A 22,769-nucleotide genomic window follows, 5' to 3' on the forward strand; every position below is an offset into this window, starting at 1 on the left:
ACAGCCCTACCCGGCCGCACCCCACACGACGATCCACGAACGAGTGAGACTGAACAGGCACCCAACGCACCATCCGATCACCCCACCGGCGCCACCGTCCCCATCGCACCCCACAACGGCGCCGTGAATCCCGCGAGCCCCGACGTCCCGGTGAACGGGTTCGGCAGCCGTCCGGGCACGAACCCGTGCGCGCGCCGGGCCAGGTCGTCCGCACCGTAACGGCGGCATTCGCGATGCCAATTGAGGATTCCGGCCGTCCAGTTCTGAAGCTCGACGACGTAGGCGTCCATGGCCGCCCGCGCCTGCGGCGACAGCTTGAAGTCGTCGTACAGGACCGGGAACTCATGGGCGGCGACATGCTCGAACTGCTGCATCCGCTGCGTCATGAGGTCGTTCACGATGCGCACGCCCGTCGGGTAGTCGCAGCCGAAGAAGTTCTGGACGACGAGGATCCCGTTGTGGATCTCCCCCTCGTACTCGATCTCCTTCTGGTACGAGAACACGTCGTTCAGGAGCATGGCGTAGTCGACGGCCGCGTTCTCCAAGGAGCGGACCGGGCCGCTGCGGTACACCTCGGGAGGGACGGCGGGGGCGTGGCCGAGGCGGCCCAGGCTCATGGTGAGGTCGGCGCCGAACGTGGCGCGGCGCATCTCCAGGTAGTCGACGGGGTCGGGGACGCGGTTCTGGAGCCGGTTGGACAGCTCCCACACCCAGCTCTCGGTCATGACGTCGACGGACGCCTTGAAGCGGCGCTTCTGGTCGGCCGTCATGCTGCGGGTCGTACGGGCCCAGAGGTCGATGAGGCCGCGCTCCATCGCGTTCACCGGCGGCGGGACCGGGCTCCCGTCGAGCGGCATACACGCGGACAGCCGCGCGGTGCACGCCCGCGCCGCCGCGAGGTCACGGCGGTGGCCGAAGACGAGCGGGTAGTAGTCGTCGGCGTACGTCCCCCAGGCCAGCCACTGAGCGCTCAGGTCCAGGGCTTCCTGGCTGCCGTCCGGGTCGGTGCCGGCCGCACCCAGGGGCAGGTCGTAGGCGGTGAGCTTGTCCTCGTCCCAGATGCCTTCCGCCAGAATGCCCATGGCGTGCGCCCACGGGGTGAGGCGGCGGCGGGTCTCGTCGAGGCCGGGGTTCACCCTGAGTCCGAACGGCATGTAGAAGTCGGGCAGTTGAGAGGGGCCGACCTTCTGGAACGGTACGTGCGTGTAGGCGCGCAGCCGTTCGGCTCCGGCGGCCGCGAGCAGGGCGCCGATGTCGGTGGAGCCCGTGCCGAGTCCGGTCGGCCCGGCGAGCGGGCTGGAGGCGGTCGCGCCCTGGTTCATGTAGCGGCTGGAGCGCAGGTGCCATTCGTGGCCGCCTGACTGCCAGTCCTGGAGGCCCTGGGTGTACGCGGCGACCGCGCCGACCTCGGGTGGCGTGAGCCCCTTGTCGAGGGCGAGGGCGGGCACCTCGGTGAGCGCGGTGTGCTCGAACTGGTGGATGCGTGAGGTGAGGATGTCGTTGACGGCCTCGGCCGCCTGCTGCGTCGTACAGCCGAAGAAGGTCTCCAGGACCAGTACGCCGTTGCTGAGTTCGCCCTCGTCCTCGACCTCGCGCTGGTACGAGAACAGGTCGTTGCGCAGGTGGACGGCGTCGGAGAACGTCTCCATGAGGACGCGCAGTGGCCGTGATCTGGCGATGGAGGCGGGCACCTCCTTGGTCGCGTACTCGACGAGCCCCGCCGACCAGGGCGCGCCGCCCACCTTGCGGCGCATCTCGATGTACTCGACGGGGTTGGAGACCCGTCCCTCGTTGATGTTGGACAGCTCCCACATCGACTCGTTGAGGAGGTGTTCGGTCGACTCGGCGAACCGTCTGCGCCAGTCCACCGACATGGCGGGCACGGTGCGCGTCCAGAGGTCGGCGAGGCCCGCCTCCACCGGGTTCCGCGGCTCGGGCATGGGGGTGTCGAGGTCCATCGGCATGAACAGCGGCAGGCGGTCCAGATAGGCCTTGCCGCCCTCGCGGTCCGCCGTCCGCTTGAAGGTCTCGAGGAAGTGGTCGTCGAAGAAGAAGACCCACACGTACCAGTCGGTGATGAGCGACAGGGCGGGCCCGTCACAGTCCGGGTGGGTGTACGCGCACAGCAGTCCGTAGTCGTGCGCGTCCAGGTCACTCTGTTCCCAGACGCCCGACCCCTCCAGCATTCCCATGTCGCGGGCCCACCCGGTGGAGTGGGCCCGCGCCTCGTCGACGTGGGGATTGAGCCGCGCCTGATAAGGCATGTAGAAGTGCGGCAGTTCGAAGGGCTGCGTCATGTGCCCGGCCCTACCCGTGATCATTCGCGGGCATCCGGGCGGGTGCACATGATCGCACCATCGCGTGAACCGATGACTGAAGATCGCGCGGACGGGGTAAGGGGGTGCGCACTCCCCCCACGTTTCCGCGCATTACGGGCGACTCACCGGGTCCTGGCCACATCCCACCCGTCACCCGACGGAGCGTCAGCGGGGCATGTCACAGTGCCCGTATGGACGATGCCCGAGACTTCCCGCGCCAGTACGCCCGCACGCGCAGCTTCTCCCTGGGGGCGCCGAACCGGTTCACGGTGTCGGCGGACGGTGCGCGCGTCCTGTTCCTGCGGACGGGCGGCGGAGCGGACCCGGTGAGCGCCCTGTGGGTCCACGAGGACGGTGCGGAGCGGGTCCTCGTGGACGTGTCGCGCACCGCGCGCGGTGACGTGCCGGCCGCCGAGCGCGTGCGCAGGGAGCGGGCGCGCGAGAGTGCGGTCGGGCTCGTCTCGTACTCGGCCGACGCCGAGGCCCGGACCGTCGTGTACGCCCTCTCCGGAGCGCTCTGGGCCGTGCGCGTCGCCGACGGGGTCCCCTTCTCCGTACCGGCGGCGGGACCCGTAGTGGATCCACGCCTCTCGCCCGACGGGCGGTCGGTCGCGTACGTCACCGGGGGCGCGCTGCACGTCGTCACGCTCGACGGTGACGACCGGCTGCTCGCGGCGCCCGAAGGCCCGGACATCACCTACGGGTTGACCGACCACGCGTCCTCGGAGTCGATGGACCGGCTGCGCGGTCACTGGTGGGCGCCGGACGGCAGCGCGGTCCTGGCCGCGCGCGTCGACACGTCACGGGTTCAGCGGTGGTACCTGTCCGACCCCGCCGACCCGTCGGCGCCACCCCGCATGGTGCGTTACCCGGCGGCGGGCACCGCCAACGCGGACGTGTCGCTCCATGTGCTGTCCCTTGACGGCTCACGGGCCGAGGCCGACTGGGACCGTGAGGCGTTCGAGTACGTCCCGAGGGCCGGGTGGGACGCGCACGGCCCGTTCGCCGCCGTGCAGAGCCGTGATCAGCGGACGCTGCGCACGCTGGCCGTGGACCCGGCGACCGGCGCGACCCGCGTCCTGGACGAGCAGCGCGACGCGGCCTGGGTCGAGCTGGTGCCCGGCGCGCCGTGCCGTACGGCGTCCGGCGCGCTCGTGACCACGCACGACGAGCAGGACACGCGCCGCCTGACCGTGGCCGGGGAAGCCGTGACTCCGGTGGGCCTCCAGGTACGCGAAGTGCTGGGCGCGGAGGGCGAGTCGGTGCTGTTCACGGGCGGGGGCGAGCCGACCGAGACCCATGTGTGGACCTGGTCCCCCGACGCGGGGTGCGTCCGGCTGACCACGACGCCCGGCGTGCACACGGCGGTCGCCGGCGGCGGCACCACGGTCCTGGTGAGCCGCACGGAGGACGGGCTGTCCGTCGACGTGACGAAGAAGGGCGAGCCTGACGGGAGCATCACCTCCCTCGTCGAGCGTCCCGTCGTCCCCACGCGCCCGGTCCATCTGCGGCTCGGCGAGCGGGAGTTGCGCAGCCAGCTGTTCCTGCCGTCCTGGCACACCCCGGGCAGCGCCGAGCTCCCCGTACTGCTCAACCCGTACGGGGGCCAGCAGATGCAGCTCGCCACACGCGGCCTCGGCTGGCCCGCGCATGTGTCGCAGTGGTTCGCCGAGCAGGGCTTCGCGGTCCTCGTGACGGACGGGCGCGGCGGTCCGGGGCGCGGGCCCGCGTGGGAGAAGGCGATCCGCGGCGACATCCTCACCCACGCCCTGGACGACCAGGTCGACGCGGTGCACGCGGCGGCTGCGGACTTCCCCGACCTGGACCTGACGCGGGTCGCGATCCGCGGCTGGTCGTTCGGCGGGTTCCTCGCGGCGGGCGCCGTGCTGCGCAGGCCCGATGTGTTCCACGCGGCGGTGGCGGGCGCCGCGCCCACCGACCAGCGGCTCTACGACACGCACTGGAAGGAGCGCTATCTCGGCCACCCCGACGAGGAGCCGGAGAACTACGCCCGCTGCTCCCTGATCGCGGACGCACACCGGCTCACCAGGCCGCTGCTCCTGGTGCACGGTCTCGCCGACGACAACGTGGCGGTCGCGCACACGCTGCGCCTCTCGGCGGCGCTGCTCGCGGCGGGCCGCAGCCACCAGGTGCTTCCGCTGCCGGGCGCGACCCACATGGTCACGCGGGAGGACGTGGCGGAGAACCTGCTGGTGTTCCAGCGGGACTTTCTGAAGAAGTCGCTGGCGCGCTGAACTCGGCGGGGGAGGCGGGGGCTTACCCGTCCGGGTCCCGGGTGACCCTTCACCGAAGGGCCTGCCGCTAGGCGGGGCGGCTCGGGGTGAGGCAGGGCTCGGCGTCGCCCGCCTCCGCGGCGCCGACGCTTACCAGTGCGCCGGCCGGCTCAGTGGCAGGGCTCGGCGTCGCCCGCCTCCGCGGCGCCGACGCTTACCAGTGCGCCGGCCGGCTCAGCGTCGCCGGGATGCGGGTCGTGGCGTCACCGCGGGCCGCGTTGACCTGGGCCTGGGTGAGGAAGAGGCTGCCCGTCAGGTCGGCGCCCGCGAGGCGTGCGTCGCGGAAGTCGGCGCCGATGAGGTCGGCCTCGCGCAGGTCGGCGCCGGTCAGGTCGGCGGCGATGAGATAGGCGCCGCGCAGGTTGGCGCCCCGCAGGTCGGCCCCTTTGAGGCGCGCGCCCATCAGGTCGGCGCCCCGGTGGTTCTTCTTCCGGCCCGGCACGGCCGCGCGGACGAGTTCGCTGACCTTGAGAAGCGTCTCGCTGACGTCGGCGCGCAGAGCGGGCACGTCGGCGGCGGCGAGGGTGGCGGCGTCGGCGCGGGTGAGTTCCTCGATCCCGTCGAGTGCGCGCCGTACCTCCTGGTGCGCCGGGCGGGCCCGCTCGTGCTCCAGGGCCTCGTTCAAGTACCAGAGCAGTTCGTGCAGTTGGCGCATGACGGGGAAGACGTCGAACATCTTGCGGGCGGTGCCGCGGGACGTACGCCAGTCCTCGCCGCCGAACGTCACCTGCGACACCTGCTGGCCGGCGCCGAAGCAGTCGAAGACCGTGCAGCCCTGGTAGCCCTTGTCGCGGAGCGTGGCGTGGATGCCGCAGCGGAAGTCGTCCTGGAGGTTGCGGCACGGCTGGCCGGCGGCCTTGTTCGCGGCGAAGTCGGAGGACTTGGCGAAAGGCAGCGCGACACAGCACAGGCCGAAGCAGTTCCCGCAGTCGGCGACCAGGTCGAGACGGCGGCGGTGCCCGGCCTCCTGAGAGGTGTCGGGGCTCTCGGCCGGCTCGGGTCGGGTTTCGCGCTTCTGGGACAACGGGCCTGGTCTCCTGCGTGACGAACGGTGGCGGCTGCCGGGCCGGCGTGGCCTCGCGGCGGCGCCCGGGTCGGACTTTCATTGTCCCTGATGCCACCGCGCGCCCTTGTGCGCCCCGGGGACATCACGCCACCGTGAGCAGGCGCGGGCGCGCGCACACCCGCTCACGCCCACGCGACCGTACGGACCCCGACCCGACAGGAGTCACAGTGGCCTCTTCCTTCGTCCTCCCCCACGAGGTGCACGGATCCGGAGCGCACAAGGTCATCGCCGTGCACGGCTGGCTCGCGGACCGCGGCGCCTACGCGCAGGTGGTCCCGGACCTCGACCGTGACTCCTTCGAGTACGCGCTGGTGGACCTGCGCGGCTACGGCGGGGCGAGGGACTCGGGCGGGGAGTACACGACGGCGGAGGGCGCGGCCGACGTGATCGCGCTGGCGGACCGGCTCGGCTGGGAGCGCTTCTCGGTGATCGGGCACTCGATGGGCGGAAGCGTCGCCCAGCGGATCCTGGGGCTCGCGCCGCACCGGCTGCGCAGACTGGTCGGCGTATCGCCGGTCCCGGCGTCGGGGCTGCCGCTGCCGCCCGAGCAGTGGGAACTGTTCTCCGGTGCGGACCGGCTTCCGGAGAACCGCCGCGCCATCCTCGACGTCACGACCGGCGGCGCGCGGCCCGCGGCCTGGCTCGACCGGATGGTGGCGCGGTCGCTGGCGTCCGGCGACGCCAAGGCGTTCCGGGCCTGGCTGGACTCCTGGGCCGGCGAGGACTTCCACGAGCAGGTGAAGGGCGCCACCGTCCCCGCGCTCGCCGTCACGGGCGCGCTCGACCCGGCGCTCTCGGCGGACCTGATGCGCGCGACCTGGATGGACTGGTACGCCCGCGCCGAACTGGCCGAACTCCCGGCGTGCGGGCACTACGCGATGGACGAGACACCGCTCGCGCTGATCCGGACGGTGGAGGACTTCCTCCGGGCGGACGGACCGGGCGACGGGGCCCACGCGTGACGGAGGCGCACGACGGGCACGAAGGGACGGCCGAACGGGACGCCCCGGGCTCCCCTGGGGTCCAGGGCTCCCCCGGGGTCCGCTCCCCCAGGGGCCAGGGCTCCCCCGAGGTCCCGGGCTCCGCAGCCGCCCCGCGCTCCACCGAGGCCCCAAACTCCACCGACGCCCCGGGCCCTCCTGGGGGCCAGGCCTCCCCCAAAGTCCCGGACTCCCCCGACGCCCCGGGCCCTCCCGACACCCCGGGCCCTCCCGACTCCCCGCGCTCCCCCGGCGCCACGGGCCTCCCCGACGTCCCCGACGTCTTCGACCCCCGCCAGTACGCCCACGGCATCCCCCACGACAGCTACCGCATCCTCCGCGACCGCCACCCGGTGGCCTGGCAGGCGGAGCCGGAGGTGTTGGGGTGGCCCGCCGGGCCCGGGTTCTGGGCGGTCACCCGGCACGCCGACGTGGTCCGCGTCCTCAAAGACGCGGCCACGTACTCGTCCTTTCTGGGCGCGACGCAGATCCGCGACCCCGACCCGGCGGACCTGCCGTTCATCCGCTCGATGATGCTCAACCAGGACCCGCCCGGCCACGGCCGGCTGCGGCGCCTGGTGAGCCGGGCCTTCACCCCGCGCCGCGTAGACCGCTTCGCCGAACTCGCCCGCACACGCGCGCGTGCCCTGCTGTCGATCGCCCGCGCGACGCCCGCCCCCGCGACCGACCTCGTCGCGGCCGTCACCGACGACTACGCCCTCCTGAACCTGGCCGACCTGCTCGGCGTCCCCGACTCCGACCGGGGCCTGCTGCTGCACTGGACGCAGCGCGTCATCGGCTACCAGGACCCGGACGAGGCGGGCGAGCCGGTCCTCGGCCCGGACGGGAAACCGGTCAACCCGCGCTCGCCCGCGATGCTGGCCGACATGTTCGCGTACGCGCGCTCGCTCGCCGCCTACAAGCGGAACCACCCGGCGGACGACGTCATGACAGCCCTGGCCACCGACCCGGACCTCACCCCGGCCGAGCTGGAGATGTTCTTCTTCCTGCTGACGGTCGCCGGCAACGACACCGTGCGCAGCGCGGCTCCCGGCGGCCTCCTGGAGCTGGCCCGCGCCCCGGACGCGTACCGGAATCTGCGCGACGGGAAGGCCGGCATGGCGACGGCGGTGGACGAGCTGCTTCGCCGGCATCCGCCGGTGCTCACGTTCCGCCGTACCGCCGTCGTCGACACCGTGCTCGCGGGCCGGCGGATCCGGGCGGGCGACAAGGTCGTCGTGTTCCACGCCTCCGCCAACCACGACGAGCGCGTCTTCGCCGACCCGCACCGCCTCGACCTGGGCCGCGACCCCAACCCCCATGTCTCCTTCGGGGACGGCCCGCACGTCTGCCTGGGCGCGCACTTCGCACGCCTTCAACTACGGGTGCTCTACGAGGAGACCTGCCGGGCGCTGCCCACCCTCGAACTGGCCGGCCCGCCGAGGCGTCTCGTGTCGAACTTCATCAACGGCGTGAAGGCGCTCCCGGTCGCCACAGGGCCCGGCTGAGCACGTGCGCGGGGCCGGTACCGTTGGGGGGAACTGTCTCGTAAGCCTCCTGGCGGGCTGCGTGTACCCCCGAGAGGAACTGAGATGACGACGAACCGCGGACGCAAGCACGTGATCCGGAACCGGATGACGTCGACCGGGGAGTCGTACGTCGAGGCCGCGCGCAACCTGAAGGCGATGAAGGACATGGGGCAGACCGCCGAGGCCGTCCGCACCCAGCGCTGGCGCCCGGCGGACTCGCTCGACGAGCCCTGCCCCTGCGGCGGCACGTGCGAACCCGGCGAGAAGTGCGACCACTGCCACGCCGTCCACCGCCACGTGGGCCGCGCCCCCGGCAGCCTCACCGACGTCGAGACCTGGGCCGACCGCTACGCGTGCACCGGCTGCTCGTCCACGTACACCCTGACCGTCGTCCTGCGCGGCCGCCCCTGGGGCATGGCCGAGACGGTGGTGCGGGGCGGGTCGGCGGAGCCGGTCGTCCAGACCCGGGTCTTCCCGGGCGTCATCCACCCGATGATGCGCCCGGAGAAGTCCGACGAGCAGGACTGACCCCCCTTAACGCACTGCTGAACGCACTGAACGGGACCGAGCCAGGCTCGGTCCCGTTCGTGTGTCGGCGTGCGTCAGCCCTGCTCGGGCGTCAGCGTCAACGAAATCGAGTTGATGCAGTACCGCTGGTCCGTGGGCGTGGGGTAGCCCTCGCCCTCGAAGACGTGACCCAGGTGCGAGCCGCAGCGCGAGCAGCGGACCTCGGTGCGGACCATGCCGTGGGAGCGGTCCTCGATCAGCTCGACGGCGTCGGAGTCCTTGGGGTCGAAGAACGACGGCCAGCCGCAGTGCGACTCGAACTTCTCGCCCGAGGTGAACAGCTCCGCGCCGCACGCGCGACAGGAGTAGACGCCCTTCGTCTTCGTGTCCGTGTACTCACCGACGAACGCGGGCTCCGTGCCGGCCTGACGCAGTACCGCGTACTCCGCCGGGGTCAGCTCCGCGCGCCATTCCTCGTCCGGCTTCTCTACGTCGTACGGCATACGGCTCAGTCCTTCACTTGGCGAGGCGGTCCAGGATCTGCGGGCCGAGCTCCGTCACGTCGCCCGCGCCCATGGTGAGAACAAGGTCGCCGGGCTTGGCCATTCCCGCGATCACGTCGGGCACGGTCGCCTTGTCGTGGACGGCGTCCACGTCGGCGCCGGCCGCGCGGGCGGCGTCGATGATCAGGCCGCTCGTGATGCCGGGGATCGGGTCCTCGCGGGCCGGATAGATGTCCAGGACCACGGACGCGTCGGCGAGGGCGAGGGCGTCGCCCATCTCCTTGCCGAGCTCCTGGGTGCGGGAGAAGAGGTGCGGCTGGAAGACGACGAGGATCCGCGAGTCACCGGCGGCGGAGCGCATCGCCTCCAGGTCGGCGGTCATCTCGGTGGGGTGGTGCGCGTACGAGTCGATGACCTGGACGCCGTTCGCCTCGCCCTTGAGCTGGAGGCGGCGCTTGACGCCGGTGTACGACTTGAGGGCGGCGGCGAGGTTCCGCGAGGGGATGCCGAGCGCGACGCCGGCGGCGAGCGCGGCGACCGCGTTGTGCGCGTAGTGGCGGCCGGGGACCGAGACCGTGAAGGTGAGCAGCTTGCCGTCGAGGAGGACGGTGACCTCGCTGGTCAGGCCGCGCGGGGTGACCTTGTGGATGCGGACGTCGGCCGACTCGGACTCGCCGTAGGTGACGACCTTCAGGGAGGTCGTGTCGCGCAGGCGGCGGGTCAGCTCGACGGCGCCGGACTGGTCGGCGGCGATGACGAGCGTGCCGCCGGGGACGATCTTGGAGGCGAAGGTCTCGAAGGACTCGTAGATCTCGTCCATCGACGCGTAGTTGGCGTGGTGGTCGAGTTCGACGTTGAGGACGATGGCGACCTCGGGCGCGTACTTGTGGAAGCTGCGGTCCGACTCGTCGGCCTCGGCGACGAAGATGTCGCCCGCGCCGTGCAGCGCGTTCGAGCCGGGGGCGTCGAGGTCGCCGCCGATCGCGTACGACGGTTCGAGGCCGAGGGAGCTCAGGGAGACCGCCAGCATCGACGTCGTCGTGGTCTTGCCGTGCGTGCCCGCGACGGCGATGGGGCGCAGGCCGTCCATGAGGGAGGCGAGCGCGTCGGAGCGGTGCACGACGGGGATGCCGAGCTCGGCGGCGCGGGCCAGCTCCGGGTTGTCGGCGCGGATCGCGGAGGAGACGACGACGCAGGTGGCGTCGGGGGCGAGGTGCGCGGCGTCGTGGCCGATGTGGACCGTGGCGCCGAGCTCGCGCAGCGCCCCGGCCGTGGCGGACTCCTTGGAGTCGCTGCCGGCGACCTGGGCGCCGCGCTGGGCGAGGATCTTGGCGATGCCCGACATTCCGGCGCCGCCGATCCCGATGAAGTGCGGTCGGTCCATGGCGGTGGGCAGGCCGGGTGCCATTCGTTTCTCCCCTGGGACGGTGTGCGCTTGCGTGCCCGGTGTGCGGGCGGACTCAGCCTACTTTCTCCGCGCACCCCGCCCGCGCAAGCCTGTGCCCCCGGCCCGCACCCGGCCCCAGGCGTGACCGGCCCTACGCCTTGCCGGGCCTCACGCCATGTCGGGCCTCACGCCTCGCCGGGCCTCACGCCTTGTTGTAGGAGAACAGCTTCAGGACGGGGACGCCGACCTTGTGCCGGGCGCGCGAGGCCCAGTCGCGATGGAAGAACTCCTCGACGTAGTGCGGGTCGGTCAGGACGATGACCTCGTCGGCGCCGATCTCGTCGACGAGGGCCTTGAGGGCGTCCAGCGGGTGGTCCTCGACGAGGCGTCCCTCCGCCTCGCAGCCTGCCTGGTGGAGTGCGGTGAGGGAGACCTCCAGGGCCTGTTCGCCGAGTTCGGCGGCGTCCGCGCCCTCGGGCACCTCGCCTTCCTTCGCCGCGTCGTCCAGCTCTCCCATCGCGACGTCGTCGATGGCCCGCAGCAGGCGGTCCGCCTGGTCGCCGCGGGGCTGGATCAGCACGTGGAACGTGACGGGCTCGTCGCCGTGCAAGGTCGTGACGAACTCCACGTCGGCGGACGTAAGGGCCTTCTCGATCATCAATACGCTCGTGAACACGACAGGCGCCCTTCTTCTTCTCCTCCGTGGGTCCGTCGTCGCTCGACGGGTCCCTGCGGAAACCATCCTGCCCCGCGACAGCACGGGGTCTGCGAGATTTAGTGTGCCCACCGGAAGGTAAACGGAACGGCACATTCCGTCGATTGTCAGGACCGACGGTATCGAGTGAACAGGAACCCGGCCTCTTCCAGCACAGAAGCCATCTCGAAACGTTCGGGGACGGTCAACGATGATCCACCGGCGATGCGCTGCGCGTCCCCGGCCGTCAGCATCGGCGACAGCGTCAGACAGAGTTCGTCGAGCACCTGTGCGGCCACGAACTGGCCGAGCAGCCGGGGTCCGCCCTCCGTCAGCAGCCGCGTGAGCCCGCGCTCCGCGAGCATCCGCACGGCGCGGTCCGGCTCGACCCCGGTGCCCTCGCCGGCGATCAGCACCTCGGCGCCCGCCTTGGCCGCCTCCTCGATCCGGTCGGGCGGTGCGGCGGCGCCGGTGAGGACGAGTGTGGGGACGAGGGGCGAGGTGAACAGCGGGAGGGAGAAGTCGAGGTTCAGGCTCGCGCTGATCACGGCGATGGCGGGGGCGAGTCCCTGTCCGGCCGCCTTCCTGCGCGCGGCGAAGGCCTCACGCGCGCGTGCCGGGCGGTAGCCCTCGAGCCGGACCGTCTCCGCGCCGACGACGACGGCGTCCGCGAGTCCGCGCAGCGTGCCGAAGATCCGCATGTCGGTCTCGCACGAGATGCCCTGTGAGCGGCCGTCGTGCTGAGCGGCCCCGTCGAGCGTCGAAACCATGTTGGCCCGCAGCCATACGGGCTGCTCGGCGGGGTAGGCGTAGGCGTCCGCGAGCTCGTCGAGACTCCATTCGCGCGGCTCGTGGGCCGCGTGATCTGCTGTTTCGTACGTCACAGGGAACAGGCGTCGCATGTCCTGCAGTGTCCCACGGCGTCTAGAGTTGAGGGCTGTGTCGTCCTCCACCACCGCCCCCGCTCAGAGCCCCATAGCCGACTCGGCCCCGCTGTCGCTGTGCGCCCGCGAACCGCAAGTGCCCGCCGACCGTCTGGTCGCCGAGATGGTGCCGCCGCCGCGCTTCGACTCGGTCCGCTTCGCCACGTACATCCCGGACCCCAAGCAGCCCAGCCAGCCCGAGGCGGTGCGGGTCCTGAGCGACTTCGCGGCCGGACTCGGCGGCGCCCACGCGACCGGGGCGGGCAAGCGCCGCTGGTTCGCGAAGAAGCCGGCGGCCCCCACCGGCCCGCGCGGCGTCTACCTCGACGGTGGTTACGGCGTCGGCAAGACCCACCTCCTCGCCTCCCTCTGGCACGCCACCCCGGCGGCGCCCGAGCAGAAGGCCTTCGGCACGTTCGTCGAGCTGACGAACCTAGTGGGCGCGCTCGGCTTCCAGCAGACCGTGAAGACGCTGAGCGGGCACCGGCTGCTGTGCATCGACGAGTTCGAGCTGGACGACCCGGGCGACACGGTCCTCGTGTCGTCGCTGCTCAGCAAGCTCGTCGAGGCGGGCGTCGCGCTCGCCGCGACCTCGAACACGCTGCCCGGCAAGCTCGGCGAGGGCCGCTTCGCCGCCGCCGACTTCCTGCGCGAGATCCAGGGCCTGTCCGCCCACTTCCGCCCGCTGCGCATCGACGGCGAGGACTACCGCCACCGCGGCCTGCCCGAGGCGCCCGCCCCGTTCTCCGACGACCAGGTGACACGGGTGGCGTACGCGACCGAGGGTGCCTCGCTCGACGACTTCCCCCATTTGCTCGACCACCTCGCGCGTGTGCACCCCAGCCGGTACGGCGCCCTGACCGACGACCTCAAGGCCGTCTGTCTCACGGACGTGCAGCCGATTCCGGACCAGTCGACGGCGCTGCGGCTCGTCGTGCTCGCCGACCGGCTCTACGACCGCGAGGTGCCGGTGCTCGCCTCCGGCCTCCCCTTCGACCAGTTGTTCAGCGAGGAGATGCTGAACGGCGGCTACCGGAAGAAGTACTTCCGTGCGATCTCCCGGCTGACCGCGCTGGCGCGCGACGCGAAGGGGCTCGTGGACGGCTGACCGTTCGCCGGGCGCGCGGAGGGTTCGCGCGCCCGTAGGGGCTGCCGCATACCGAGGTGGGCAGGGCCGTGGCGCGAAACCGCTGTTACCGCTGAGTGCCGCCGTGTCATGTGCGTCAGTCGGGTACGCGCGTGGTTCCCGCGCACCAAGTCGCGTGGTACACACGACCGGGTCACAGGTTCCTGTCCGCCAGCAGGAGGTCGACCCATGTCTGAAGCACGTACCGCACGTACCGCTCAGCCGTCCGCGACCCGACGTCAGGTCCTCGCCCGCAGTGGCGCTTCCGTCGCCGCCATCGCCTTCGCCGGCAGTCTCTCCGAACTCTTCGCGGGTACGGCCGCCGCGCAGAGCCTGGGCGAGAAGGGCTACGGCCCGCTGGTGCCCGACCCCGCAGGGCTGCTCGACCTGCCCGAGGGGTTCCGCTACAAAGTCCTCTCCCGCGAGGGCGACCCCCTGCGCTCCGGCGAGGGCAAGGTGCCCAGCAACCACGACGGCATGACCGCCCTCGCGGGCAGACGCGGCCGCGTCCACCTGGTCCGCAACCACGAGAACCGGGTCACCGCGAAGATCCCCGTCCCGATCGTCGCCGGCCTCACCTACGACCCGATGGGCAAGGGCGGCTGTACTGCGCTGACGCTCGACCACAAGGGCGAGGTGCTGTCCGAGCGCGTCGCCATCGCCGGTACGGCGGTCAACTGCGCGGGCGGGCCCACCCCTTGGGGCACCTGGCTGACCTGCGAGGAGACCGAGGACAGGGCCGGCACGAACGGGTACACCAAGGACCACGGCTTCATCTTCGAGGTCGACCCCGAGGACCCGCACCGCTCGGGCGCCGTACCGCTGACGGCGATGGGCCGCTTCCAGCACGAGGCGATCGCCATCGACCCCAGAAACGGCATCGTCTACGAGACGGAGGACGCGTTCCAGAAGCCGTTCGGTCTGTTCTACCGGTTCCTGCCGAAGAAGCCCGAGGGCGGCCTCGGCTCGCTGCGCGCGGGCGGCACGCTCCAGGCGATGCGGGTGCCCGGGGTGCCGGACCTGTCGGCGGTCCAGGAGACCGGCAGGGCGTTCGACGGTGTCGAGTGGGTCGACGTACCGGACCCGCTGGCGGCGCAGACGCCCGTCCGGCTCCAGGACTTCGGCCCGAAGGGCATCACGCACGCGCAGAAGCTGGAGGGCTGTTACTGGGGCGGCTCGTCCGTCTACTTCGTCTCGTCGTTCGCCCACAGCGCGGAGGGCTCGGCGGCCGACCACTTCGGGCAGATCTGGCGCTACGACCCGAACAGCCGCCGGCTCACGCTGGTGGTCGTGTTCGGCCCGAGCACCGACGTACAGCTGCCGGGGGAGGAGCCGGACAACATCTGCCTCGCGCCGAGCGGCGGCCTGATGGTGTGCGAGGACGGCGAGGGCGCGCAGCACGTCTTCGGCGTCACCCGCAAGGGCGAGGTGTACGCGATGGCGCGCGGGCGCCAGAACATCGGTACGGCCGAGGCTCCGGCCTGGGGCGAGTTCGCGGGCGTCACGTTCTCGCCGGACGGCGACACGATGTACGTCAACTGCTACTCGCCCGGGACGACATTCGCCGTGACGGGGCCCTGGCACCGGTAGCGCCACCGCCCCGTCGGTCGCACGATTTAGAAGACGTGTGACCTGACGGGTACGGGAAGGGGTGCGCGGTGGCCAAGGGCGGCACGGACACGAAGCGGAAGGGTGCGGGGGGCGGGGCCGGGAAGGCGGGCGGTGGGAAGGCCTCCGGCGGAAAGGGCTCCGACCGGAAGGCGCCCGCCGGGGAAGGCTCCGACGGGAAGGCGTCCGCCGGGAAGGCGTCCGCCGGGAAGAGCTCCGCGGGTAGGGCGTCCGCAGGGAAGTCGTCCGGTGGGAAGTCGTCGGCCGGGAAGTCGCCCGGCGGCAAGGCCTCCCCCGGCAAGGCGCCCGCCGAGAACGCCGCCTCCACCCCGCTCCGCGAGCTGCTGCGCATCCCCTCCGGCAAGCCCGTCGACCTCGCCTCCTACGACGCACGGGCGACACCCGCCGGGCCGTCAGGCAAGGCCGAAGGCCTGGAGGCGACCACCCGTGCGGGTGAACGCCTCGCCGGACTCCAGGAGCGCCTGTGGGCCGCGGCCACGGCGGGTGACCGGCGCCGGATCCTGCTGATCCTCCAGGGCATGGACACCAGCGGCAAGGGCGGCACGGTCAAACACGTCATCGGCCACTTCAACCCCTCCGGCTGCCGTATCAAGGCGTTCAAGGAGCCCACCGCCGAGGAGCGCGGCCACCCGTTCCTCTGGCGCGTCACACGCGCGCTCCCGCAGCCCGGCGAGATCGGCATCTTCGACCGCTCGCAGTACGAGGACGTCCTGGTCGCCCGCGTCCGCGGCCTCGTCCCGCGCCGCCAACTCGGCGGCCGCTACGGCCAGATCAACCGCTTCGAGCAGACCCTGGCCGAGGACGGCGTGACGGTCGTCAAGTGCTTCCTCCACATCTCGTACGAGGAGCAGCGCGCGCGGCTGCTCGGACGGCTCGACAACCCGGACAAGCACTGGAAGTTCTCCACAGGCGACATCGAGGACCGCCTCCTGTGGCCGGACTACCAGAAGGCGTACGAGATCGCCCTGGAGCGCTGTTCCACGGACGCGGCGCCCTGGTACGTCGTGCCGGCCGACCGCAAGTGGTACCGCAACTGGGCCATCAGCAGGCTGCTCCTGGAGCACCTGGAGGCGCTGGACCCGCAGTACCCGAAGGCGGACTTCGACGTGGAGGAGTCGCGCGAGCGGCTGCTGGAGATCCGCTGACCTCTCGTCGAGCGTCGGCGCCTCGCGCAGCTCGCTGACGCGTGCGGAGTTGACGCGTGCGGAGTTGACGCGTGCGGGGCCGTCGCCCCGGGAAGGGTTCTATGGGTCCGGCCGGACCTGTAGGACCCTTCCGCGCCTCTCCGGACAAGGACACGCAGACACATGGGACGATACGCACCGGCTTGGGAGTTCACCGACGACCGCGGACACGTGGCGACCTCGGGGTACGTGCCGTCGAGGGTCGTGGCGTACATACAGGCCGGCGCCACCCTGTGGGACCACGGGGTACGGCCGACGGCGGTCTTCGGCTCGTTCCACGACGGGGACAGCGCCGACCCGGCCAAGTCGGGGGCGCTGCCGCTCGACACGGTCGGCTACCTCGGGGCGGGCGCCGGGCTCGGCCTGGACGCCTTTCTCGCGGCCAGGCCTGATCTCGTCGTGGCGGTCACGTACGGCGGCGGACAGGTGTACGGCCTCGATCCCGAGGTCGCGAAGCACCTGGAGGAAAACGTGCCGGTGTTCGTGGTCGACGTCGGCCAGGACCGTTCGCTGACGGAGGTGCGGGAGCGGTTCGCCGAGCTGGCGCGCTCACTCGGTGCGCCGGAGAGCGGGGACGGTGAACTGGAGCGGGCGGTAAGGGAGTTGAGGGAGGCCGCGCGGCTGCGGCCGGGACGGGTCCTCGCCCTGTCCCCCGGCGGGCCGGACAGCGTCCATCTCGCCCGCCCCGCCAAGTGGCCCGACCTGAGCGCGCTGACCGCCCTCGGCGTACGGACGGTGGAGCCGCCCGAGGGCCCCGGCGTCAACTGGAACACGGCCGGGTGGGCGGAGGCCGCCGCTCTCGCGCCGGACATCGTGCTCGTCGACTCCCGCGTGAACGCGGCTTCGCCCGAGCAGTACGCGGCGGATCCGCACTGGCAGGAGATCGCGGCGAGGACTCGCCTGCTCCCCTGGAACCCCGAGCTCCCGGCGAGCGGGCCCGCGCACGCCCGCTTCTTCGACGGGGTGGCGGGGGCGCTGCGGGACGACTGAGGAGCCGCCCCGCGAAGGGCCGCGCCCCACCGTTCGTACACCTGGCCCTACGCCGCACCGCCCCCGCGACCAGGTGCGCAACGCATCCCATTAGTACGGTTAACGTCGCGGCGTGATGACCTACGTACGGAGATTCGCGCTGGTCTGCGCCCTGGGCGCGCTGGGGGTCGCAGCGGCGGCATGTGGTGCGGGCGGTGGCGGGTCCGCCGGACAGGGGCGGCACCTCGGGCGGAGCGCGGTGAGCGCTCCGGCGTCGTCCGCCGCGCCGTCGCGTCCGCCCACGCTCGCCCCGGGCCCGACCGGCCTCACCCCCGTCTTCAAGAGCGCGCCCCGCTCCCCGGCCCGTACCGTCGCGCTCACGTTCGACGCCGACATGACCGCCGACGAGGGACCGCGCGCGGCGGCCGGTGAGCACTTCGACAACCCCGAGCTGATCGCCACGCTGCGGCGGCTCAAGGTGCCCGCGACGGTGTTCATGACGGGCCGCTGGGCCGACGAGTACCCGGCCGAGGCGAAGTCGATCGGCGCCGACCCGCTCTTCGAGGTGGCGAACCACTCGTACAGCCACTACGCGTTCACGGGTGACTGCTACGGCCTGCCGACCGTGCCCGAGGCGCGGATGAGGTCGGACGTGGAGCGGGCGTTCACCGCGTTCCGCAAGGCGGGCGTGGAGCGGACGGTGCCGTACTTCCGGTTCCCCGGCGGCTGCTACGACCAGCGGGCGCTGAAGGCCCTGACGCCCACCGGCGTGACGGCGGTGCAGTGGGACGTGGTGAGCGGGGACGCGTTCGCGACGGACTCGGACGCGGTGGCGCAGCAGGTCCTGGACGGGGTGCGGCCGGGTTCGGTCGTCGTCATGCACTGCACCCGCAGCGCGGCCCCGGCCACGGAGCGCGCGGTCCGCGCCGTCGTACCGAAGCTGCGCGAGCGCGGGTACACGTTCGTGCGGGTGTCCCAGCTGATCGGGACGGCGGCGGGGCGGGCGGCGCGGTAGGCGGGGCGGGGCGTCCGGCCCGGTAGGCGGGGCGGGGCGGGGCGGCCGACCCGGTAGGCGGCGCGGGGCGGGGCGGCCGACCCGGTAGGCGGCGCGGGGCGGGGCGTCCGGCCCGGTAGGCGGCGCAAGGCGGCCGGCAGCGCGCCTGGCAGACTTGGTCGGGTGAGCAGCGAAGAGCCCGTGAGCAGTGCGGACCAGACGCAGGACAGCCCCTTCCGACACGAGTCGACCGCGCGCGACGAGGCGCCCCAGTTCGTGCTGCCTCTCGTGGCGCGGATCGAGAAGGCCACTCCCCCGGCCCGTACCGACGCGCTGGAGACGGCGGCCCGCGCGGTCCTCGTGATCCTCTCCGACGCGCGGGCGACCGGCGACGGCGAGTGGGCGGAGGCCATGCGCGACTGGCAGGACGCGCGTATCCGCAAGGTGGTGCGGCGGGCGCGCGGCGCCGAGTGGCGCAGGGCCGAGGCGCTCGACGGCATCACGGTGACGGGGAAGTCGGCCGAGGTCCGCGTGTTCCCGCCGGTCCCGCTCGACGGCTGGCCCAAGGACCTGGCCCGGCTCCAGGTGTCGGGCACGGACCTGGACGACCCGGAACCGCCGGCCGCCCCGGACCGCACGGCGCCGGTCCTGTGGCTGAGCCCGAGCCTCGACATGTCGGCCGGCAAGGCGATGGCCCAGGCGGGTCACGGCGCGCAACTGGCCTGGTGGGAGCTGTCGGACGAGCAGCGCGCGGAGTGGCGCGACGCTGGCTTCCCGCTCTCCGTACGCACGGCGGACGCGGACCACTGGGCCGAACTGACCGCGAGCGGGCTCCCGGTGGTACGGGACGCCGGGTTCACGGAGATCGCGCCCGGGAAAACTCTTGCAGTCGAAGGCGGTAGTCGCTTCTGCCCTCTCCCGCGCCCACCACGGGCGTGACCCGCCGCCGACCAGCTCACGATGTAGATCACGAGCCTGTCCACGTAACAGCTCTGCCCCGCACGGTCGACTCCGCTCCGCAATCAACAGCGACCAAGCGTGACCAGAGGTCGCTGGCATCGAATGCGAGATGCCAACCCCCGCGTGGAGACCGCCTACGAGGATGACCGAGACCGCGGTACGCAGCAAATGCCTCAAAAGCCTGCCCCGACTCTCCGCCTTGCCGCTCCCAAGGATCGACAACGCCCCGGTCAACCACCGGTTACCCTTCCCCCTCCCCCTACGCCACCAGCAGTCTCGCCGCAGCAAGCCTCAAGAACAGTCATTTAACGAAGCGGGCCCTCTGCCGCCGCCCGGGTGGTGCGGGGGTGGTGCAAGCAGCCGTCACGCTAACGATCTACGCCAGAATGAAGCCGTGGATGACATCGCTCGCCACCCCGCCCAGCCCCATGAGTTAGAGGTCGTCTCAACTGGCTTGATCTCTAAGCTGGCGGCCGTGATGGCGATGGTGGGACGTCTGATGCCGGACGGGCTGTGGGAACTGTTCCAGCGTGTGGTCCCGGCTGCGCCGGTTCGTCCCCAGGGCGGCGGCCGTCGGCGCTACGGCGATCGCGAAGTGCTGGCGGCGATCCTGTTCGTAGCCACAACCGGCTGTACCTGGCGACAACTACCGCCAGGCTTCGGCCCGTCCGGGCCGACCGCGCACCGCCGCTTCACCGAGTGGAGCCGGGCCCGGGTATGGGGCAAGCTCCACCGCCTGCTCCTGGCCGAACTCGGCGCACGCGGGGAGTTGGACTGGTCCAGGTGCGCGATCGACTCGGTGAACATGCGCGCAACGAAAGGGGGGATCTGACGGGTCCGAATCCCGTAGATCGCGGCAAGAAGGGGTCAAAGATCCACTTGATCACCGAGCGATCCGGTCTGCCCCTCTCAATCGGGATCTCCGCCGCGAACACCCACGACAGTCAGGGCCTCGAACCCCTCGTACGCGGCATCCCGCCCGTTCGCTCACACCGTGGACCGCGTCGGCGACGGCCTGCCAAGCTCCACGGCGACAAGGGGTACGACTCGATCACCTGCGCCGGTGGCTGCGCTCACGGAACATCACCCCGCGCATCGCGCCCAAGGGCATCGAGTCCTTCCAGCGCCTGGGCCGTCACCGCTGGACCGTGGAGCGGACGGTCGCCTGGCTTGCCGGGTGCCGCCGCCTGCACCGTCGGTACGAACAGAAGGCAGGACACTTCCTCGCCTTCGCCGGAATCGCCGCCGCTCTGATCTGTTACCGCAGACTTGCGAAGGTCATCAACTCGACGTGATCCGTAGAGTACGGCTCCACAGGGGCCGGCCCGACGCGGGGGGACCGCGCCGCGGACACACCGTCGAGGAACTCATGACTGACTACCTGGCTGCCGTGCTGGAGATGCTCGGCCCGGCCCAGAACCGCTATGCGGACCCGGCTGCCTGGGACCGTCTCCACGCAGAGCTCGGCATAGAACTTCCTCCCGACTACAGGGCCCTCGTGGACGCGTTCGCCCCCATCCAGATCAACGGGCACCTGTACCTCTCCCACCCCGCGACCGAACGGTGGAACCTGGGCGAAAACATGCGCAGCACGATCAAGGCGTGGTCAGAGGTGCCGTGGGACGACCTCGACCTCGACGCGGATGAGGATCCCCGCCGGCTCTTCGGACTCGACGAGCTGAGCTTTGGCACCCGCAACGGGCTGTGGCCGATCGCGAGCACCGACCGAGGAGAGGCCATCTTCCTGCACTCCGACCCCGATGCTCCAAGGCTCCTGGTGAGCTACGGCGAAACTTGGGCAGAGCACCGCATGAGCTTCGCGGAATGGCTCTACCGCTACCTCATCGGCGAAGACATGAGCGGGCCCAACAGCGCAGCCTTCTACCCGGGTCCCGTGCAGTTGCAGAGTCTTCCGATGTCCGCTGACGAACGCCCCGAGCCTTGGTACGGCCCAGACCGCGGCATGTAAGAAGCCACCGCGCTAAGAACCCCTAACGAAATGATCTTCGAGGTGCTTGGATCACTCCCAGACTGATGATCTGGGGGTGCAAGGTGGCGAGGCCGAAGCCGTGGGAAGTCGACGACGAGCTGTGGGCGGTGATCGAGCCGCTGCTGCCCAAGGTAGAGCGCCGGACTCGGCATCCGGGACGCAAGCGGCATCCGGACCGGCTGGTGTTCCAGGGCATCCTGTTCGTGCTGCACACTGGGATCTCCTGGGAACACCTGCCGCAGGACTCGGCTTCGGTTCCGGCATGACCTGCTGGCGCCGCCTGGCCGAGTGGACTGCGGCGGGGGTCTGGCCCCGGCTGCACGCGTTCCTCCTCGCCAGGCTCCGCAGCGCGAACGCCCTGGATTTCTCTCGCGCGGCGGTCGATGGCTCCCACATCCGGGCGCTAAAGGGGGAGCCAAGGCGGGACGAAGCCCTGTCGATCGGGGTAGGACGGGCAGCAAACATCACCTGATCACCGATGCCACGGGTATCCCGCTCGCCGTCACACTGACCGGCTGCAACCGCAGTGACGTCACCCAGCTCATTCCCCTGCTCGAAGCGCTGCCGCCAGTGCGGGGCAAGCGCGGCCGGCCCCGGCGCCGCCCGGACGCGGTGCTGGCCGACCGAGGCTACGACCACGACAAGTACCGCCGCCTGGTCTGGGATCTCGGTGTGAAGCCGCTGATTGCCCGCCGCGGTACCGAGCACGGCTCTGGGCTTGGCACCCAACGCTGGGTCGTGGAGCGTGCGTTCGCCCACCTGCATTGGTTCCGCCGCCTGCGAATCCGCTGGGAGATCCGCGACGACATCCACGAAGCCTTCCTCACCCTCGGATGCGCACTGATCTGCTGGCGACGCCTGAACTCACTCCGAGAGGAGTCTTGAGACCGTGGCATCTGGGGGGGGCTGATCAAGATTGACATGTCTCACTCCCACCGATCTCCATCCCGTGACCCCCAACGACGGACCCTAGTGCCGCATCAGGCAACGTTCGCCCGCTCCTCGTCGTCTGATGCCGGGGTGGCTGCGGTCAGTCGGTTGGTGATCTCTTCGGCGGTCAGTACGAGGGCGAAACCCTTGCGCAGGACGGCGAGTTCGGGTTCGTGCCGCGACTCGTCGTCGGTGGCCGTGACATCGGATCCGAAGACGACCTTGTAGCCGCGTTCGTATGCCTGCCGGGCCGTGGTGCCACAGCAGTAGTTGGTGAGCGTTCCCGTGACGATGACCGTGTCGCGGCCGAGGTTACGCAGCATGGTGTCGAGCGGGGTGTCGTAGAACGCCCCGTAGGAGGGCTTGCGGATCACGGCCTCGTCGGGACGGCGGCCCATCGGGGCCCACACCTCGGCAGGGGCCGGTCGACGCCAGCCGCTGTCGGCGTGTGGGAGGAAACGCAGGGCGTGCGGCCGGTCCAGGCCGAGGTGGGTGTCGTCGAAGATGGTCCAGAGCACCGGGACCGAGGCACCCCGGCAGTCTTCGACCAGTTGCTGCAGCCGGGGCGCCATCCGAGTGGCGGCGGGCACCCAGTAGGGACTCCAGCCGGGCCGGACGAATTCATCCTGCATGTCGATGACCAGCAGTGCTGTCCGTTCGGGCCGCACTCCGAACGATGCCCGGCCGCGCTCGTAGGCGTCATGTGCCCGCGTGGTCACCCATTCCTCGGTGTACTCCATTCCTGCCCCCTGCATCGATTCGATATACCTCGGTTCGATGTGCGAG

The 22,769-nt window shown here is 71.4% G+C and carries 18 protein-coding genes and 2 pseudogenes; 13 read left to right on the plus strand and 7 right to left on the minus strand.

The genetic code is table 11. From position 1 onward, the window contains the following. Nucleotides 1-77: 77 nt before the first annotated feature. Nucleotides 78-2,297, minus strand: coding sequence for a germacradienol/geosmin synthase Cyc2 (gene cyc2 / locus ABZ893_RS05070; protein WP_361396922.1), 2,220 nt, complete (start codon nucleotides 2,295-2,297; stop codon nucleotides 78-80). A gap of 212 nt (nucleotides 2,298-2,509) precedes the next feature. On the opposite strand from cyc2, the gene ABZ893_RS05075 reads away from it, so the two are divergent. After that, complete coding sequence (locus tag ABZ893_RS05075) at nucleotides 2,510-4,573, plus strand: prolyl oligopeptidase family serine peptidase (protein ID WP_361396925.1); 2,064 nt, start codon at nucleotides 2,510-2,512, stop codon at nucleotides 4,571-4,573. A gap of 193 nt (nucleotides 4,574-4,766) precedes the next feature. Here the strand turns inward: ABZ893_RS05075 and ABZ893_RS05080 are convergent, their stop codons facing one another. Continuing rightward, nucleotides 4,767-5,552 carry a pentapeptide repeat-containing protein gene (locus ABZ893_RS05080; RefSeq protein WP_361397704.1) on the minus strand — a complete coding sequence of 262 codons (786 nt, stop codon included), beginning with the start codon at nucleotides 5,550-5,552 and terminating at the stop codon, nucleotides 4,767-4,769. Between the two features lie 293 nt (nucleotides 5,553-5,845). Between ABZ893_RS05080 and ABZ893_RS05085 the strand changes: the two genes are divergently transcribed. The 3 genes from ABZ893_RS05085 to ABZ893_RS05095 all read left to right on the plus strand — a co-directional run bounded on the left by ABZ893_RS05085 (nucleotide 5,846) and on the right by ABZ893_RS05095 (nucleotide 8,715). Continuing rightward, complete coding sequence (locus ABZ893_RS05085; protein ID WP_361396927.1) at nucleotides 5,846-6,640, plus strand: alpha/beta hydrolase; 795 nt, start codon at nucleotides 5,846-5,848, stop codon at nucleotides 6,638-6,640. Between the two features lie 329 nt (nucleotides 6,641-6,969). Beyond that, the gene (locus tag ABZ893_RS05090) at nucleotides 6,970-8,166 is read left to right on the plus strand and encodes a cytochrome P450 (protein WP_361397707.1); all 1,197 of its coding nucleotides are present in this window, start codon (nucleotides 6,970-6,972) and stop codon (nucleotides 8,164-8,166) included. Nucleotides 8,167-8,250: 84 nt separating this feature from the next. Then, nucleotides 8,251-8,715, plus strand: a complete 465-nt coding sequence (locus tag ABZ893_RS05095) for a hypothetical protein (RefSeq protein ID WP_361396929.1) — start codon at nucleotides 8,251-8,253, stop codon at nucleotides 8,713-8,715. A 74-nt stretch (nucleotides 8,716-8,789) separates the two neighbouring features. Here ABZ893_RS05095 and msrB read toward each other — a convergent pair whose 3' ends face one another. The 4 genes from msrB to ABZ893_RS05115 form a co-directional block, all read right to left on the minus strand. After that, nucleotides 8,790-9,197, minus strand: coding sequence for a peptide-methionine (R)-S-oxide reductase MsrB (gene msrB, locus ABZ893_RS05100; RefSeq protein WP_361396932.1), 408 nt, complete (start codon nucleotides 9,195-9,197; stop codon nucleotides 8,790-8,792). Nucleotides 9,198-9,210: 13 nt separating this feature from the next. Beyond that, nucleotides 9,211-10,605, minus strand: coding sequence for a UDP-N-acetylmuramate--L-alanine ligase (gene murC, locus ABZ893_RS05105; protein WP_361396935.1), 1,395 nt, complete (start codon nucleotides 10,603-10,605; stop codon nucleotides 9,211-9,213). 181 nt (nucleotides 10,606-10,786) lie between these two features. After that, complete coding sequence (locus ABZ893_RS05110) at nucleotides 10,787-11,260, minus strand: indole-3-glycerol phosphate synthase (protein WP_361396938.1); 474 nt, start codon at nucleotides 11,258-11,260, stop codon at nucleotides 10,787-10,789. Nucleotides 11,261-11,406: 146 nt separating this feature from the next. After that, entirely contained in the window at nucleotides 11,407-12,180 is a 774-nt protein-coding gene (locus ABZ893_RS05115; RefSeq protein ID WP_361396941.1) for a pyrimidine reductase family protein, read from the minus strand. Between the two features lie 37 nt (nucleotides 12,181-12,217). On the opposite strand from ABZ893_RS05115, the gene zapE reads away from it, so the two are divergent. From zapE to ABZ893_RS05160, 9 genes and pseudogenes are all read left to right on the plus strand, one after another. Next, nucleotides 12,218-13,309: a cell division protein ZapE gene (gene zapE / locus ABZ893_RS05120; RefSeq protein WP_361396944.1), complete on the plus strand. Its 1,092-nt coding sequence runs from the start codon at nucleotides 12,218-12,220 to the stop codon at nucleotides 13,307-13,309. Nucleotides 13,310-13,516: 207 nt separating this feature from the next. Further along, entirely contained in the window at nucleotides 13,517-14,917 is a 1,401-nt protein-coding gene (locus ABZ893_RS05125; protein WP_361396947.1) for a PhoX family protein, read from the plus strand. A gap of 359 nt (nucleotides 14,918-15,276) precedes the next feature. Next, nucleotides 15,277-16,101 (plus strand): PPK2 family polyphosphate kinase, encoded by an 825-nt coding sequence (locus ABZ893_RS05130; protein WP_361397710.1) that lies wholly within the window; start codon nucleotides 15,277-15,279, stop codon nucleotides 16,099-16,101. A 162-nt stretch (nucleotides 16,102-16,263) separates the two neighbouring features. Then, on the plus strand, nucleotides 16,264-17,130 hold the full coding sequence (locus tag ABZ893_RS05135; RefSeq protein ID WP_361396950.1) for an ABC transporter substrate-binding protein: 867 nt from the start codon (nucleotides 16,264-16,266) through the stop codon (nucleotides 17,128-17,130). A gap of 112 nt (nucleotides 17,131-17,242) precedes the next feature. Then, the gene (locus tag ABZ893_RS05140) at nucleotides 17,243-18,124 is read left to right on the plus strand and encodes a polysaccharide deacetylase family protein (protein ID WP_361396953.1); all 882 of its coding nucleotides are present in this window, start codon (nucleotides 17,243-17,245) and stop codon (nucleotides 18,122-18,124) included. Between the two features lie 162 nt (nucleotides 18,125-18,286). Further along, complete coding sequence (locus ABZ893_RS05145; protein ID WP_361396956.1) at nucleotides 18,287-19,042, plus strand: peptidyl-tRNA hydrolase; 756 nt, start codon at nucleotides 18,287-18,289, stop codon at nucleotides 19,040-19,042. A gap of 508 nt (nucleotides 19,043-19,550) precedes the next feature. Then, a pseudogene (locus ABZ893_RS05150) lies at nucleotides 19,551-20,358 on the plus strand (IS5 family transposase). Between the two features lie 74 nt (nucleotides 20,359-20,432). Continuing rightward, complete coding sequence (locus ABZ893_RS05155; RefSeq protein WP_361396959.1) at nucleotides 20,433-21,032, plus strand: SMI1/KNR4 family protein; 600 nt, start codon at nucleotides 20,433-20,435, stop codon at nucleotides 21,030-21,032. 65 nt (nucleotides 21,033-21,097) lie between these two features. Next, a pseudogene (locus ABZ893_RS05160) lies at nucleotides 21,098-21,938 on the plus strand (IS5 family transposase). Between the two features lie 95 nt (nucleotides 21,939-22,033). Here ABZ893_RS05160 and ABZ893_RS05165 read toward each other — a convergent pair. Then, on the minus strand, nucleotides 22,034-22,723 hold the full coding sequence (locus tag ABZ893_RS05165) for an isochorismatase family cysteine hydrolase (RefSeq protein ID WP_361396962.1): 690 nt from the start codon (nucleotides 22,721-22,723) through the stop codon (nucleotides 22,034-22,036). Nucleotides 22,724-22,769: the final 46 nt, after the last annotated feature.

It is taken from the genome of Streptomyces sp. NPDC046821 (assembly GCF_040645335.1).
In the GTDB taxonomy this organism is placed as follows: domain Bacteria; phylum Actinomycetota; class Actinomycetes; order Streptomycetales; family Streptomycetaceae; genus Streptomyces.

Excerpts from the sequence above, each read along its gene's own strand:
- cyc2 (WP_361396922.1), bottom strand. The coding sequence starts at position 2,297 with ATGACGCAGCCCTTCGAACTGCCGCACTTCTACATGCCTTATCAGGCG.
- ABZ893_RS05075 (WP_361396925.1), top strand. The coding sequence starts at position 2,510 with ATGGACGATGCCCGAGACTTCCCGCGCCAGTACGCCCGCACGCGCAGC.
- ABZ893_RS05095 (WP_361396929.1), top strand. The coding sequence starts at position 8,251 with ATGACGACGAACCGCGGACGCAAGCACGTGATCCGGAACCGGATGACG.
- msrB (WP_361396932.1), bottom strand. The coding sequence starts at position 9,197 with ATGCCGTACGACGTAGAGAAGCCGGACGAGGAATGGCGCGCGGAGCTG.
- murC (WP_361396935.1), bottom strand. The coding sequence starts at position 10,605 with ATGGCACCCGGCCTGCCCACCGCCATGGACCGACCGCACTTCATCGGG.
- ABZ893_RS05115 (WP_361396941.1), bottom strand. The coding sequence starts at position 12,180 with ATGCGACGCCTGTTCCCTGTGACGTACGAAACAGCAGATCACGCGGCC.
- ABZ893_RS05125 (WP_361396947.1), top strand. The coding sequence starts at position 13,517 with ATGTCTGAAGCACGTACCGCACGTACCGCTCAGCCGTCCGCGACCCGA.
- ABZ893_RS05135 (WP_361396950.1), top strand. The coding sequence starts at position 16,264 with ATGGGACGATACGCACCGGCTTGGGAGTTCACCGACGACCGCGGACAC.
- ABZ893_RS05155 (WP_361396959.1), top strand. The coding sequence starts at position 20,433 with ATGACTGACTACCTGGCTGCCGTGCTGGAGATGCTCGGCCCGGCCCAG.
- ABZ893_RS05165 (WP_361396962.1), bottom strand. The coding sequence starts at position 22,723 with ATGGAGTACACCGAGGAATGGGTGACCACGCGGGCACATGACGCCTAC.